Raw genomic sequence first — 13,000 nt, forward strand, 5'->3', positions numbered from 1 at the left:
CTGTCTCAGCCTTTAGTCTGAGACGCGATCCCTCGGGATCACCCCTTATTCACCGGATACCGGTCTCCTACGGGCGGCCGCTTGTTTCGAGGCAGAACTGCATGAGCATCGTCTCCAACTCGATCATCAACGCGGACGCCGAAGCCCGCTACCTCAGCCCTGGCGAACTCGACCAGATCAAAGCCTTCGTCACCGGCGGTCAACGCCGTCTGCGCGTGGCCCAGGTCCTGTGCGAGAGCCGCGAGCGCATCGTCAAGCAGGCTGGTGGTCAGCTGTTCCAGAAGCGTCCCGACGTCATCTCCCCCGGCGGCAACGCCTACGGCGAAGAGATGACCGCCACATGTCTGCGTGACATGGACTACTACCTCCGCCTCGTTACCTACGGCATCGTCGCTGGTGACGTCACTCCGATCGAAGAGATCGGTGTGATCGGCGCGAAAGAGCTCTACCGCTCCTTGGGCACTCCCCTGGAAGCCATGGCAGAAGCCGTGCGCGAGATGAAGATCGTCGCCATGGGCCTTCTCACCGGAGCCGACGCAGAGGAAGCCGGCACCTACTTCGATTACGTGGTTGGCGCTCTCGCCTGAACCGCTCGCTGAATTTCCCTCTCGTCTCCTCACGGATCCATGCAAGACGCCATCACCAACGTCATCAACAAGTCGGACGTCCAGGGCCTCTACCTGGACACGGCTTCGATGAGCAGCCTCGAGTCGTATTTCGCCAGTGGTGAACTGCGCGTGCGCGCTGCCGCCACCATCAGTGCTAATGCTTCGGCCATCATCCGCGATGCCGTGGCCAAGGCCCTGCTGTACTCGGACATCACCCGTCCCGGCGGCAACATGTACACCACCCGCCGCTACGCAGCCTGTATCCGCGACCTGGATTACTACCTGCGTTATTCCACCTACGCCATGCTGGCTGGCGACACCTCGATCCTCGACGAGCGTGTTCTGAACGGCCTCAAGGAGACCTACAACTCCCTGGGTGTGCCCATCGGCGCCACCGTTCAGGCCATCCAGGCCATGAAGGAAGTCACCGCAGGACTGGTCGGCCCTGATGCTGGCAAGGAAATGGGTGTCTACTTCGACTACATCTGCTCCGGCCTCGGCAACTGAGCCACATGCGGTTGTTCAAAGTCACCGCCTGCATTCCCAGCCCTGAAAAGGTTCGGACGCAGCGCGAATTGCAGAACACCTTCTTCACCAAGTGGGTGCCCTATGACAGCTGGTTCGCTGAACAGCAGCGCATTCAAAAGCAGGGTGGCCGCATCATCAAGGTGGAGCTCTGCACCGGGGGTCAGCAGGTCAACGTCGGCAACTGAATTCCGCTCCAAAGCGAACTCCGAGCCCGGTTCAACACCGGGCTTTTTTATTGGCCATCAACTCTGGAGGGTCTGCGCCACCAAGGCATCGAGATCCTGAAGAACAGCGGCATCTCCCTCCCCCAACCAGAGCACATACTCGTGGTTGCCGGCAGGCCCAGTGATCGGCGAAGCCACCAAGCCCTGGGGCTGCCAACCCGATTCTGCTGCCGCTGCAATCACGGATTCAATGGCATCCCGGTGGGCCACGGGGTCACGCACCACGCCCCCCTTGCCGACGCGGCTCTTGCCCACCTCAAACTGCGGCTTCACCAGCACCAGAGCATCGGTGTCGGGACCCCGCAACAACCGGCGCAACGCCGGAAGAATCAGCCGCAGGGAAATGAACGACACATCGGTGACCGCCAAACTGGGCCAGGGGTCGTCGGCCCCATAGAGATCGTCGGGCTGGAGATGGCGCAGGTTGGTGCGTTCCCGCAGCACAACCCGTTCGTCGGTTCGCAGGCTCCAAGCCGTTTGGCCATAGCCCACATCAACGCCATAAACACGGGTGGCGCCATGCTGCAGCAGGCAATCGGTGAAGCCGCCGGTGGAGATGCCGCCATCCAGGCAGACGCGCCCCTCCACCACTACAGGGAAAGCCTTCAAGCCCGCCAACAGTTTTTCACCCCCTCGAGAGACGAAGCGGGGGGGCTGCTCCACCCGCAGTTCTCGCTCCGGCGTCACCTCCGTTCCGGGCTTGTCCAACAGGGTGCCGGCGCCATCCCGCACCTTTCCAGCACGAATCAATTGCTGCGCCTGTTGGCGTGAACTGACCAATCCACGGGTCAGGAGTTCCAGATCAAGACGCTGTTTGGACGCCATTGCGACATAAAAGCAGACCGATCCCGAAGAAAACCGGCGATCCAGCGACTGGAGCCTGTTCTGCCAAGAGGATTGCCTCAATTCGCGTCGAGGGACGTGTCCAACCACCGCCCCCAACCCGCCAAGGTGGTGCCGCTGTTGCAGCCGGGCAGCTTTGTGCGACTCGACAACCAGCCCTGCGACCTGCCGCCTTTCCAGGTGCTTCACTGCCGCGGCGGACGCTGCTGGGTGCGCCAGCAATCCTGGGGATCCCACGTGCAATGGGAAGTTGAGCATGAGCGGTTGAACGTTGCATAAGCGAAACCGCTGCTCATCAAGCCCTGCAAAGACTCCCAGCCAACAATTCTCTTCAATCAGTGCCTTGGCAAGGCAACCATTTCACGGCTCAATGGTGCATTGATTTTGGTTGAGCAAACATTTGGGTCAGGCGACAGCCCTACAAAGAGCTTCGAGACGACGGGGTAAGCAAGAAACTCAGACGTTGGCTCTGATTCAGCGGCTGCTGCCCTTGCCGTGGCAGCTCTGGCCAGCAGAAGCTCGCCTGTTGATGGGGCTGGCGGGATTCTGGAGTGTGGCAGGGCTGGTGGTGTTGGCGTCCGCCAGTTGGTGGGTGGCCCTGCGGGAAATGGGCGATGGCGGTTTCTATCTGAAACGGCAGGCGATCTGGCTCTTAGCCAGCTGGAGTTTGCTGGGGATCACGATCTCCACCAACCTGCGGCGATGGCTGCGCTGGTCAGGCCCAGGGTTGTGGATGGGCTGCCTACTGATCGCCGCCACCCTTGTGATGGGCACCACGGTGAACGGCGCCAGCCGCTGGCTGGTGCTGGGTCCGCTGCAGATGCAGCCCTCAGAGCTGGTGAAACCCTTCGTGGTGCTGCAGGCCGCCAACCTGTTCGCCCCCTGGAGCCGTATGAGCCTCGACCAGAAGCTCCTCTGGCTTGGGAGCTTCGGAGGGCTGCTGCTCCTGATCCTCAAGCAACCCAACCTCTCCACAGCGGCCCTGATGGGACTCACCCTCTGGATGGTGGCCCTAGGGGCCGGCCTGCGCTGGCGCAGCCTGTTGGGCACCGCCCTGGCGGGATCGCTGCTTGGCACAGCAAGCATTCTGATCAATGAATACCAGCGGATCCGGGTGGTGTCGTTTCTGGATCCCTGGAACGACCCGATGGGAGATGGCTATCAGCTGGTGCAGAGCCTGCTGGCGATCGGATCAGGCGGTTGGATGGGGCAGGGCTATGGCCTCTCCACCCAGAAGCTCCAATACCTGCCGATCCAGAGCACTGACTTCATCTACGCGGTGTTCGCCGAGGAATTTGGATTCGTGGGTTCAGTGCTGCTGCTGCTGTTCCTGATGCTGGTGGCCTGGGTGGGGCTGCGGGTGGCCCTGCGCTGCCGAAGCAACCAGGCCCGGCTCGTGGCCATCGGCTGCACGACGATCCTGGTGGGCCAGTCGATCCTGAACATCGCAGTGGCCTCTGGGGCGATGCCCACCACCGGTCTGCCACTGCCCTTGATCAGCTATGGCGGCAACTCGCTGATGTCGAGCCTGGTGATCCTGGGTCTGCTGATCCGCTGTTCACTGGAATCCACCGGCTTGATCGGGGGACGATCCAACGGACGCCAACGGTCGTTGCGTCAACGCTGAGCCTGGTCTGGTGACCGCCGTGCCTGGATAGGCTTTGCACACTCAAGGGCACCTGTGGACCTGCTGCTGCTCTCCGATTTGGCCCAGAGCAGCGAGCAGCTGCTGCAGCGCGCCCTGGCTGATCCAGGCCCACTGACACTGGCACTGGTGTTCGGTGGCGGAGCCCTCACCAGTCTTGGGCCGTGTTCCCTGTCCTTGCTGCCGGTGACGCTGGCCTACCTGGCGGGCTTTGACGATGGCCAACCGGCCTGGCAGCGCAGCCTCGCCTTTTGCGGCGGCATCGTCGGTGCCCTGGTGGTGCTGGGAAGCATCAGCGGACTGCTGGGCCGGATCTACGGGCAGGTGCCGGCACTGATCCCCACATTGGTGGCGATCCTGGCGGTAGCGATGGGGCTCAACCTGCTGGGGGTGCTTCGGATTCCACTGCCCAGCGGTCCAGACCCGGAGCAATGGCGTCAGAAGGTGCCGGCCCCGCTGGCGCCGGTTGCAGCAGGACTGGCCTTCGGGCTGGCGGCCTCACCCTGCACCACCCCTGTGTTGGCGGTGCTGCTGGGCTGGATTGCCCAGAGCGGACGTCCCCTGGCAGGGGTGGCCCTGCTCAGCAGCTTCGGCATCGGCCAGGTGCTGCCCCTGCTGCTGGCGGGCACCTTTGCAGCAGCCATCCCCAAACTGCTGGCCCTGCGGGGCATCAGTCGCTGGGTGCCGCCAGCCAGTGGAGTGGTGCTGCTCACCAGCGGCCTGCTCACCCTGCTGGCCCGCTGGAGCTGATGGGAATGACGAGCGGGATGGGCCCACTGAAACGCCTGGCCGCCTGGCTCAGCGATCTGCGGCTGGCGATCGTGCTGCTGCTGCTGATTGCCCTGGCCAGTGCCGTGGGCACCGGCATCCCCCAGGGGGATCCGCCCTCCAGCTACATCGATGCCTACGCCGATACACCCTGGCTGGGACTGCTCCACGGCGAACAGGTGCTGCAGTTGCAGCTCGATCATGTGTATTCCAGCGGCTGGTTTCTGGCCCTGCTGGCCTGGCTGGGTCTCGCCCTGATCCTCTGCAGTTGGCGCCGTCAGTGGCCAGCGCTGATGGCGGCCCGGCGCTGGATCGACTACCGCACCCCACGCCAGCTGAGCAAATTAGCCATCGCCGAAAGCCAGCCCTGCGCTGACCCCAGCCGGGCTCTGACGCAGCTGGAGACGGTGCTGCGGGCCAGCGGATGGGAGGTGCAACGCACACCACAACGGCTGGCAGCCCGACGCGGCGCCATTGGCCGGGTGGGGCCCTTGCTCGTGCACACCGGCCTGGTGCTGCTGATGCTTGGCGCAGCCTGGGGGGCGCTGGCGGGGAACCGCTTGGAGCGCTTCCTGGCCCCCGGCCGCAGCCTCGATCTGCTGGATCGCGATGGCACAACCCAACTGTCCATCACCCTGGACCGCTTCGCCATTGATCGGGATCCGGCAGGCCGCACGGAACAGTTCCGCTCCGCTCTGCAGCTGCAGGGCCCCAACCAAAGCTTGGATGCCGAGATCAGCGTTAATCACCCGCTGAGGCACCGGGGCATCACCATTTACCAGGCCGATTGGTCACTGGCGACGGTCAGCTTGCAGATCGGGCGTAGCCCCGTGCTGGAGCTGCCGCTACAGACCTATCCGGAGCTGGGTGATCAGATCTGGGGCCTGGTTCTACCGACACGCCCCGATGGAACCGAACCGGTGTTTCTGAGCCTGGAGAGCGAACAGGGACCTGCCACGGTGTTCGATGCGGACGGTCAACAGCTCGCCCGCCTGCAACCGGGTGGTCCCGCCGCTGAGGTGAAAGGCTTGCCGATGCGGGTGGACGCGGTGCTGCCGGCCAGCGGACTTTTGCTCAAGCGGGATCCAGGAGTACCGCTGGTTTACTTGGGCTTCGCAGTGCTGCTGGTGGGCGGTGGGTTGAGCCTCGTGGCCACCCGACAGCTGTGGGCCATAGCAGCCGATGGAACCCTCAGCGTGGGTGGCCTCTGCAACCGCAACCTCGCCGCCTTCGCCACTGAATTGCCTCAGTTGGTGCAGCGAGGGGTGGTCGATCAGCAGGGCTGACGGTTGCCGTGACTCACCCGCACCACGGTGTGCACGTTGCCGCGGGGGTTGAAATCGGCTTCCAGCTGCATCCACACCGGATCAGTGGCCGCTACCAGATCATCAAGGATGCGGTTGGTGACCTCCTCATGGGAGATCGACTGGTCGCGGTAGCTGTTCACATAGAGCTTGATCGCCTTCAGCTCCACCACCCGCGGCCCGGGTTGATAGATCAGGCGCAGCACCGCGAAATCGGGATAGCCGGAGAAGGGGCATTTGCAGGTGAATTCCGGCAGCTCGATCGACACCTCATAGGGGCGCCCAGGCCGGGGGTTGTCGAAGCAGATCAGCTCGGCTTCGGCGATGGCGCGTTCGCCGTAGAGGGGGGTCTGGGTCAAAGGGCTGTAGGGGCCAGTTCTGATCAGCGACCCTAGGAAGTCAAGCTTCGGCAGCGTTCTGTAACAGCGGCCACGCACGGCTCTGAGAACCGCGGCATCCTTGAAATCAGATCCGTATTCCCCCCATGAAAAAGGTCGAAGCAATCATTCGTCCTTTCAAGCTGGAAGACGTCAAGGTGGCGCTGGTTGAGGCCGGCATCATCGGCATGACTGTGAGCGAGGTGCGGGGCTTCGGCCGCCAGAAAGGTCAGGTGGAGCGCTACCGCGGCTCGGAATTCACCGTTGAATTTCTGCAGAAACTGAAGATTGAAGTGGTGGTCGAGGACGACCGCGTCGAAGAGGTGGTTAAGTCAATCGCCGATGCCGCCCGCACCGGTGAAATCGGTGACGGCAAGATCTTCATCAGCCCTGTGGAATCAGTGGTTCGCATCCGCACCGGCGACCGCGACAGCACGGCTCTCTGAGCTCAGAACGCCAGAACAGCCCTATCCGCCGCGGCGTTCTCCAAGCCTGAGCGGATCAAAACCAATGGAGATGCCGAATTCCTCGGCAAATTCCACCACCCGACACCAGGCCCGGTCCCCATTGGTCCCGGGCCGAACAATGCCTCGAAGAATCACTTGGGCAGAGCTGCTCTGCAGCGACATCTCGAACAACGGCCAGCCCACCTCCGCCTGAACGCCGTCCTCCCGGAAGGTGGGGCTGACATCCATGGCCCCGATGAGCAGCCGGCGGTGGCTCGCATCCCAGGCGAAAGGCAGCTCGTAACGCTCCAGCAGATCGGATGCCAAGGCCCAGGAACGGCCCGAGGAATCCAACTGAACCGAGAGCTCGCGGCCGCGGGCCTGAATGGTGATGGTGCCCCGGAAGGCAAGCAGTTCCTGCTCAAGCCGCCCATCCGGCTCCCGCAACAGCGCCTGAATGCGATGCCGCAGCTGGTTCCCTCCGTCGGTGGAACCGTTCTTGGACAGCTGCAGCAGGTCCCAGCGCTCCCCGGTCCCGCCCAAGATCACCGGTCCGTAGTTGTCGTGCATCCAACGACCATCGCGGTTGGAGGCTGCTTCGGCATGGGTCATCACCCGCTCAACCGTGATCTGCTCCGCACCCCAGCCCCAGCTGCGGGCAACGGCAGCGGCCTCGGCGCAGAGGCTGTTGAGTTGGGACTCCGTTGGGGGCTGTGTCTATGGATCGGGCAGACCGCCCATGCAGGCACATGACAGCGCGACGCTGTTGCGGTTGCGGCCGTAAGTGTGAGCCGGCAGATCCACGTTGTAATCATGCAACCGGTGCACACGGCCATCACCGCTGATGATCGAGTGATAAAGCCCAGGGCGGATCCAGACGTAGGGCGTTGCCGTCCAGTGCAGGTAGAGCGTTGGGGTCATGGCCCAAGGATGGCGACAATCCAGAGGTCGAAAGACGCTGCTGAGGTCGAGCGACTTGCTGAGGCTCACTCAGGCGCGCGGAGGCGGCCCCATAGATTTGTTGGGTTGTTCAACCGAGCGCGCCGGTGATTGAGCGTTACACCCTTCCTGAGATGGGAGCCGTCTGGAGTGAGCAGGCGAAATTCCAGAGCTGGCTTGATGTGGAGATCGCTGCCACCGAAGCCAACTGCAGGCTCGGCCGCGTGCCCCAAGAGGCCCTCGACACCATCAAGGCGAAGGCCAGCTTCGAGGTGGAGCGCATCCTCGAAATCGAAGCCGAGGTTCGCCACGACGTGATCGCCTTCCTCACCAACGTGAATGAGCACGTTGGTGATGCCGGACGACACATCCATGTGGGCATGACCAGCAGCGACGTGCTGGACACGGGCGTGGCCCTGCAACTGAAACGTTCCGTGGCCCTGCTGCGCACCGAACTCGATGCCCTGGCCGACGCCCTGCGCGAACTGGCCCAGGCCCACAAGGGCACCGAAATGATCGGCCGCTCCCATGCCATCCACGGCGAACCGATCACCTTCGGGTTCAAGGTGGCCGGCTGGCTGGCGGAAACTGAACGCAACCGCATCCGGCTGGAACGACTTGAGCAGGATGTAGCCGTGGGCCAGGTGAGCGGCGCCATGGGCACCTACGCCAACACCGATCCCCAGGTGGAAGCGATCGCCTGCGAGATCCTCGGGCTCACTCCCGACACCGCCAGCACCCAGGTGATCTCCCGGGATCGCCATGCCGACTACGTGCAGACCCTCGCCCTGGTGGGCGCCTCCCTGGAGCGCTTCTCCACCGAAATTCGCAACCTGCAGCGCACCGACGTGCTGGAAGTGGAGGAGAACTTCGCCAAGGGGCAGAAGGGAAGCTCCGCCATGCCCCACAAACGCAACCCGATCCGCAGCGAGCGGATCAGCGGTCTGGCCCGGGTGCTGCGCAGTTACACCATTGCTGCCCTTGAGAACGTGGCCCTCTGGCATGAGCGCGACATCAGCCACAGCTCCACGGAGCGAATGATGCTTCCCGATTGCTCAGTGACCCTGCACTTCATGCTGCGGGAAATGACCAGCGTGGTGAAGGGTCTTGGGATCTACCCCGAGAACATGCGCCGCAACATGAATGTGTATGGCGGCGTGGTGTTCAGCCAGCGGGTGCTGCTGGCTCTTGTGAGCACTGGCATGAGCCGAGAGGAGGCATACCGGGTCGTCCAACGCAATGCCCACACCGCCTGGAACACCGCCGGCGGCGACTTCCGCGCCAACCTCGAAGCGGATGGGGATGTCACCAGCCGCCTCTCCGCGGCGGAGCTGGCGGACTGCTTCAGCACCGCATTGCATCAGGAGAATCTGGGCGTGATCTGGGAGCGGCTGGGAATCTGATCTAGGCACTGGCCCAGGGTCTGCTGGGGCTGGGCCGGGGAGCTGGTGATTTCGAGGATGCGACCACAGGCCTGAGGCTGCTCCAGAGCATCCAGGCAGACCTGTGCCACAAGGCGGCGAGGAATGCTGTTGCTCTGTTGTTGATCGGCATCGGTCACCAGCACTCCCTCCGTGGTGCTGCGGCTGTCGTCCTCACTCAGGCCTCCAGGCCGGATCACGGTCCAATCAAGACCGCTGCGCTCCAGGCAGCGCTCCCCCAGCCGCTTCCAAATCAGGATCAGGCCAAAGAGATTGAGGGGATGCAGCCAACGACCAGCGCAGAGGGAGCTCACCAGCACCACGCGCTGCAGCCCCAGAGAGCGGCAGGCCTGCACCTGCACCTGCACTCCCCAGGCATCCACCTGCAAGGGACCGGCCAGATTGATCGAAGGGCGAGCACCCGTGGCAATCACTAAGGCCGTGCAGCCCTGCAGCGCATGGAGCAACGCTTCCGCCGTGTCCAGCTCCAGGCGACGCACCTCCAGGCGTCCCTCCTGCTCGGCCTTGGCCAGGACAGAGGGCAACACGGAAGCAGGCCGAACGATGGCTCGGACCGGTCGGCCATGCTTGAGCGCCTCCTCCACCACGCGCCATCCGGTTTTGCCGGAGGCGCCAGACACCGCTAGTTGCGTCATCCCATCAGCCCTGATCTACGCACCAGTCAACAGGCAGGGGGAAAGGCCAGACCGTGCAGAATCGGCATGACATCCCCAACCGCATGAGCACGGACCAACTCCGGCAATTTTTTGCTCACATCTCCAGAGATCCTTCGCTCAGGGGGCAAGTGCTGAAGGCCGTGAGCGCCGATGCTGCGGCCCTGATTGCCCAAGAGCTGGGTTATGAGGTCTCCGGCGATGAACTGCTGCGGTTCTCCGGCAAGAGTTCCTCCGGCGTCAGCGTCACCAAGATTCAGCACCCCGGGGAATATCACTGAAAGGACTGGAGCACGACGTTCGGATCTGTCGTGACGCCCTCAACGTATGAGGGCTCGCAAACAAGACTGGAATTTGCCCTCCAGCTGAGCCAAAACCGAAGAGCTTGCATTCCTTCTGATGGCACGCCTTCTTCAGCTTTTGCAAGGGTCCAGCAACAACGCCGACCTTGCGGCATGGACAGCCGTGATCTTCGCCTCGATCACCGCACTGGTGATCTGGGGACTCCTCAATGCATACCCAAACTTGCTCTAAACATCAAAAACTAACGGTACGGATCCTGCTCATAGACGTTCAGACGCAAGGTGGGTCCGAGATAACGGATGGGGTCCTCACCATCCGCCATGAGTTCTGTTGACCATTGATAAATACTGGACTGAGGATTAAATCCACGAAAAACAACATTCACGGTTTGCCCCGGCTCAATCGCTGGATTGAATTTGATGCTCAGATCCTCTTCAGGGCCTGAGACAAGAGCTGTGGCCAATCCTCTTGCTCCTTTGCCGCGAAGGGAATAGTCGCCGAGATAAACCCGAGGCTCCAGGCGACCCCAAACCCACTGATCAAGATTGGGCAACTGCCGCAAAACAATCATGCCCAAGGCGTTACCAGCATCCTCAGAAACCACAACTGTAATCGTGGTGCGATTATGCAAGCCTTCGGTTGCTTCAGGGTTGTGAATCATCAACCGAGTTGGGGCCGATCAAACAACGCTTGTGCGACTGATGAGGGAGCCTGCAGCAACACCACTGGAGCCCACAAAAGCATCGCAATCCACTGATGTTTCACCCAATTGTCCCAACGAATCAATCAACGCTAGCGATGCCAAACAGAACAACATCGAAGCCTGAAGCTCCATCCTTCGATGGGAATCAGCAATGCCTGGCCAGCAAGGATTCGACCATGCCGGACTGGCCCTGAAGCGCATAGGCCTCCACTTCCCGCTGGCGCTGCAGCGGCCCGAGCGACTGGGTCACCGTCAGCACGTGGGCAGCCGTAGAACGGTCGAGATGATGTGTCAAAAACCGATCGACCTGCGCTGGACTGAAACCACCCTGCGCCTGCAGCATCAAGCTGATCGTGGAAGACGACGGCGTTTCCAAACCATCCAGACAATCTTGAACGACATGGATCGCCTCATGGGTCAGAACATCCAACTGAAGCCCTGGCTGATCGCGCAGCCCCTGCGATAAACAGAGACGGTTCACGCCCATGTTGTAAGCGGCGCGTTCGGCCCCGGGGCCACACCGCTCGAGCCGATCGATCACGACACCCAGCTGCTCAAGCCGATCAATCAACCGATCCGTGCGCGCTGAAAGCGAAATCGCTCGAGCAGGGGTTGCCCAGGAAGCCAGCAAGGCAGAAGCGAGAAACAGACGAACCAGCAAAGACAAGACGCATCAGACGCAGCCTGAGCCGACGCTTGTGCGCGGTTCCGCCATCAGACTTTCAGCAGTTTCAAGAGTGCTGTGCCGTTCAAACTGCGCCTGAGCGCATCGGAATGGCGGTTTGCCCTGACGTCATTTGCAACAAAGGTGAGTTTGTTCTGGTTATCCGAATTGGTGATCTGCCAATGGGATCAGGAACGCTGGGCTTGCAATGTTGTAGGAAAAGGTTTTATCCCCTGCCTGATCACATTCGCACTAATGGATCTTCTGGTGATCCCACAGATCAGGCGCTTAAGAAACCGCTGAAATTCAAAATCTTGGTCTGAGCAAAGAGCCAATCACCTTCATGAGCAGGGCTTTACAGGCCCAAGCCAAGCAGTGATCAAAACCTCAGACCGTGAGCTAGACGGAGCTGGTCATTGCTCACCAAGCAAGTGCCCAGATCAGGGTTGGTGGCACCAGGCCGGTATTCAACATTCTTCAGAAGCTCAGTTGACTTACCCCGCAGCCAAAGCAGCTGCCCTGTGGAAGCATCGCGCTTGCAACTCACCCAAGCGTCAGAACGAGCAGCCGGAGCACAAGCCAGCAGCACCCCAACAGCAATCAACCAAGCGGAGCGGCGCAAGGAAAACATCAGGGTTCAGCAATCTTTGCTAGTAGGCCATCAACTCAAGCCAGAACAGTGCAGTAAGCGCAGCGGCTCCCAAGGCCAAAGCGAACCATTGATCTTTGAGGGCACGGACCACGGTGCGTCAGCTGCTGCACCAATAAACCGAGCTTTCAGCAAGAAGCCAACCTCAGCTAATCCTCTGTCGCCCAACCCATGACACCATCAGGAATGTCTCTTTCTGACGCGCATCTGGCGGGACGAGGTTCCATATAAGCGGCACACTGATGGCATGGCTCCTAAACCCTGGTTCCAAGCCAACATCCACGCCCCCGGCACAGGCTTCGCATTGCTGGTCATTGCGTTTTGCTTGCTGTTTCAGACCATCCCTTCAGCGATCTGCGTGTTGACGCCGAGGGCTGGCTGGGACCCACCGTTGTCTCCGGAGAGAGTCAGGTATTGCAAGGGCGGCTGATGTTCAACCGCTGGTTCATTGACCACCAGCAGAGGGGCGTCGCCATCGGCGACAACGTGATCACGCCCATGCTCAAAAAGAGCAGCGCCCAGGCGTTGAGGCTCGGCGGTCTGATCGTTGACCCCGAACGGGTCCAGCAGGCGATGTCGATTGTCGACTGCCTGTTCGGTGAGACCGAGCTGTTCCATCGCGGTGATGGTGACCTCGTCGATCAGCTGATGGATCGCATCCGCACCATGGGCGGCGAAGTCACCTGGGAACGGCTCAGAGCCAAGGGCCTGAACCGGTGGCTTAAGGAGAACGCCAAGACCAGGCACTTCAGCGAGGCGGTGTCCAACCTCCTGGCGAATGACGAGGGCGGGCTGGTGAAGACCAAGCCGCTCACCTGGCGCCGGTAACGGCGGCCACGTTCTGCCACGGCTTCGTGGCGGATCAGAACGCTGCCGTCACCAGGGCTTTCGACGTAACTGCCAC

Annotated in this window: 20 protein-coding genes; 13 read left to right on the forward strand and 7 right to left on the reverse strand. The window is 61.8% G+C overall.

Annotated elements, in window-relative coordinates; translation table 11 throughout:
• Window positions 1-101: 101 nt before the first annotated feature.
• Genes DXY02_RS11775 through DXY02_RS11785 form a run of 3 tightly spaced genes read left to right on the forward strand, consistent with a single transcriptional unit; the run spans window position 102 to window position 1,321 of the window.
• Window positions 102-587: an allophycocyanin gene (locus DXY02_RS11775; protein ID WP_114989510.1), complete on the forward strand. Its 486-nt coding sequence runs from the start codon at window positions 102-104 to the stop codon at window positions 585-587.
• A 39-nt stretch (window positions 588-626) separates the two neighbouring features.
• Window positions 627-1,115 (forward strand): allophycocyanin subunit beta, encoded by a 489-nt coding sequence (gene apcB, locus DXY02_RS11780; protein ID WP_114989511.1) that lies wholly within the window; start codon window positions 627-629, stop codon window positions 1,113-1,115.
• A 5-nt stretch (window positions 1,116-1,120) separates the two neighbouring features.
• Window positions 1,121-1,321, forward strand: coding sequence for a phycobilisome linker polypeptide (locus DXY02_RS11785; protein WP_006851140.1), 201 nt, complete (start codon window positions 1,121-1,123; stop codon window positions 1,319-1,321).
• Window positions 1,322-1,378: 57 nt separating this feature from the next.
• On the opposite strand, the gene DXY02_RS11790 is transcribed toward DXY02_RS11785, so the two are convergent.
• Window positions 1,379-2,185, reverse strand: coding sequence for a TlyA family RNA methyltransferase (locus DXY02_RS11790; RefSeq protein ID WP_114989512.1), 807 nt, complete (start codon window positions 2,183-2,185; stop codon window positions 1,379-1,381).
• Window positions 2,186-2,281: 96 nt separating this feature from the next.
• On the opposite strand from DXY02_RS11790, the gene DXY02_RS11795 reads away from it, so the two are divergent.
• The 4 genes from DXY02_RS11795 (at window position 2,282) to DXY02_RS11810 (ending at window position 5,902) form a co-directional block, all read left to right on the forward strand.
• Window positions 2,282-2,482 (forward strand): hypothetical protein, encoded by a 201-nt coding sequence (locus DXY02_RS11795; RefSeq protein ID WP_114989513.1) that lies wholly within the window; start codon window positions 2,282-2,284, stop codon window positions 2,480-2,482.
• A gap of 184 nt (window positions 2,483-2,666) precedes the next feature.
• Window positions 2,667-3,830 carry an FtsW/RodA/SpoVE family cell cycle protein gene (locus DXY02_RS11800; protein WP_371634549.1) on the forward strand — a complete coding sequence of 388 codons (1,164 nt, stop codon included), beginning with the start codon at window positions 2,667-2,669 and terminating at the stop codon, window positions 3,828-3,830.
• Between the two features lie 54 nt (window positions 3,831-3,884).
• Complete coding sequence (locus DXY02_RS11805) at window positions 3,885-4,598, forward strand: cytochrome c biogenesis CcdA family protein (protein ID WP_114989515.1); 714 nt, start codon at window positions 3,885-3,887, stop codon at window positions 4,596-4,598.
• A gap of 5 nt (window positions 4,599-4,603) precedes the next feature.
• A complete protein-coding gene (locus DXY02_RS11810) occupies window positions 4,604-5,902 on the forward strand; it encodes a cytochrome c biogenesis protein ResB (RefSeq protein ID WP_114989572.1) in 1,299 nt (432 codons plus the stop codon).
• Here the strand turns inward: DXY02_RS11810 and queF are convergent.
• On the reverse strand, window positions 5,890-6,279 hold the full coding sequence (gene queF / locus DXY02_RS11815; RefSeq protein ID WP_114989516.1) for a preQ(1) synthase: 390 nt from the start codon (window positions 6,277-6,279) through the stop codon (window positions 5,890-5,892). The two genes, DXY02_RS11810 and queF, sit on opposite strands and share 13 nt — an antisense overlap.
• A gap of 125 nt (window positions 6,280-6,404) precedes the next feature.
• On the opposite strand from queF, the gene DXY02_RS11820 reads away from it, so the two are divergent.
• Window positions 6,405-6,743 carry a P-II family nitrogen regulator gene (locus tag DXY02_RS11820; RefSeq protein WP_006851285.1) on the forward strand — a complete coding sequence of 113 codons (339 nt, stop codon included), beginning with the start codon at window positions 6,405-6,407 and terminating at the stop codon, window positions 6,741-6,743.
• A 21-nt stretch (window positions 6,744-6,764) separates the two neighbouring features.
• On the opposite strand, the gene DXY02_RS11825 is transcribed toward DXY02_RS11820, so the two are convergent.
• Together DXY02_RS11825 and DXY02_RS13225 are read right to left on the reverse strand one after the other, a co-directional pair.
• Window positions 6,765-7,355 (reverse strand): hypothetical protein, encoded by a 591-nt coding sequence (locus DXY02_RS11825; RefSeq protein ID WP_371640187.1) that lies wholly within the window; start codon window positions 7,353-7,355, stop codon window positions 6,765-6,767.
• 105 nt (window positions 7,356-7,460) lie between these two features.
• A complete protein-coding gene (locus DXY02_RS13225; protein ID WP_371640189.1) occupies window positions 7,461-7,733 on the reverse strand; it encodes a hypothetical protein in 273 nt (90 codons plus the stop codon).
• Between the two features lie 56 nt (window positions 7,734-7,789).
• Here DXY02_RS13225 and purB point away from each other — a divergent pair, with 56 nt between their 5' ends.
• On the forward strand, window positions 7,790-9,085 hold the full coding sequence (purB, locus tag DXY02_RS11830; protein WP_114989517.1) for an adenylosuccinate lyase: 1,296 nt from the start codon (window positions 7,790-7,792) through the stop codon (window positions 9,083-9,085).
• Here the strand turns inward: purB and DXY02_RS11835 are convergent.
• Window positions 9,043-9,759, reverse strand: a complete 717-nt coding sequence (locus DXY02_RS11835) for an SDR family oxidoreductase (protein ID WP_114989518.1) — start codon at window positions 9,757-9,759, stop codon at window positions 9,043-9,045. The genes purB and DXY02_RS11835 overlap by 43 nt on opposite strands.
• A gap of 83 nt (window positions 9,760-9,842) precedes the next feature.
• Between DXY02_RS11835 and DXY02_RS11840 the strand changes: the two genes are divergently transcribed.
• Both DXY02_RS11840 and DXY02_RS13135 read left to right on the forward strand, forming a co-directional pair.
• Window positions 9,843-10,058 (forward strand): Nif11-like leader peptide family natural product precursor, encoded by a 216-nt coding sequence (locus DXY02_RS11840; RefSeq protein WP_114989519.1) that lies wholly within the window; start codon window positions 9,843-9,845, stop codon window positions 10,056-10,058.
• Window positions 10,059-10,176: 118 nt separating this feature from the next.
• Window positions 10,177-10,311, forward strand: a complete 135-nt coding sequence (locus tag DXY02_RS13135) for a hypothetical protein (protein ID WP_255441776.1) — start codon at window positions 10,177-10,179, stop codon at window positions 10,309-10,311.
• Window positions 10,312-10,321: 10 nt separating this feature from the next.
• Here the strand turns inward: DXY02_RS13135 and DXY02_RS11845 are convergent, their stop codons facing one another.
• Both DXY02_RS11845 and DXY02_RS11850 read right to left on the reverse strand, forming a co-directional pair.
• Complete coding sequence (locus DXY02_RS11845) at window positions 10,322-10,741, reverse strand: DUF2808 domain-containing protein (protein ID WP_244276321.1); 420 nt, start codon at window positions 10,739-10,741, stop codon at window positions 10,322-10,324.
• Between the two features lie 187 nt (window positions 10,742-10,928).
• Entirely contained in the window at window positions 10,929-11,414 is a 486-nt protein-coding gene (locus tag DXY02_RS11850) for a hypothetical protein (protein ID WP_206749645.1), read from the reverse strand.
• Between the two features lie 111 nt (window positions 11,415-11,525).
• Between DXY02_RS11850 and DXY02_RS11855 the strand changes: the two genes are divergently transcribed.
• Both DXY02_RS11855 and DXY02_RS11865 read left to right on the forward strand, forming a co-directional pair.
• Entirely contained in the window at window positions 11,526-11,750 is a 225-nt protein-coding gene (locus DXY02_RS11855; protein WP_114989521.1) for a hypothetical protein, read from the forward strand.
• Window positions 11,751-12,417: 667 nt separating this feature from the next.
• Window positions 12,418-12,924, forward strand: a complete 507-nt coding sequence (locus DXY02_RS11865; RefSeq protein ID WP_114989523.1) for a hypothetical protein — start codon at window positions 12,418-12,420, stop codon at window positions 12,922-12,924.
• Window positions 12,925-13,000: the final 76 nt, after the last annotated feature.

Origin of the sequence: Synechococcus sp. N19, from assembly GCF_900474045.1 — a bacterium.
Taxonomy (GTDB): Bacteria; Cyanobacteriota; Cyanobacteriia; order PCC-6307; family Cyanobiaceae; genus Parasynechococcus.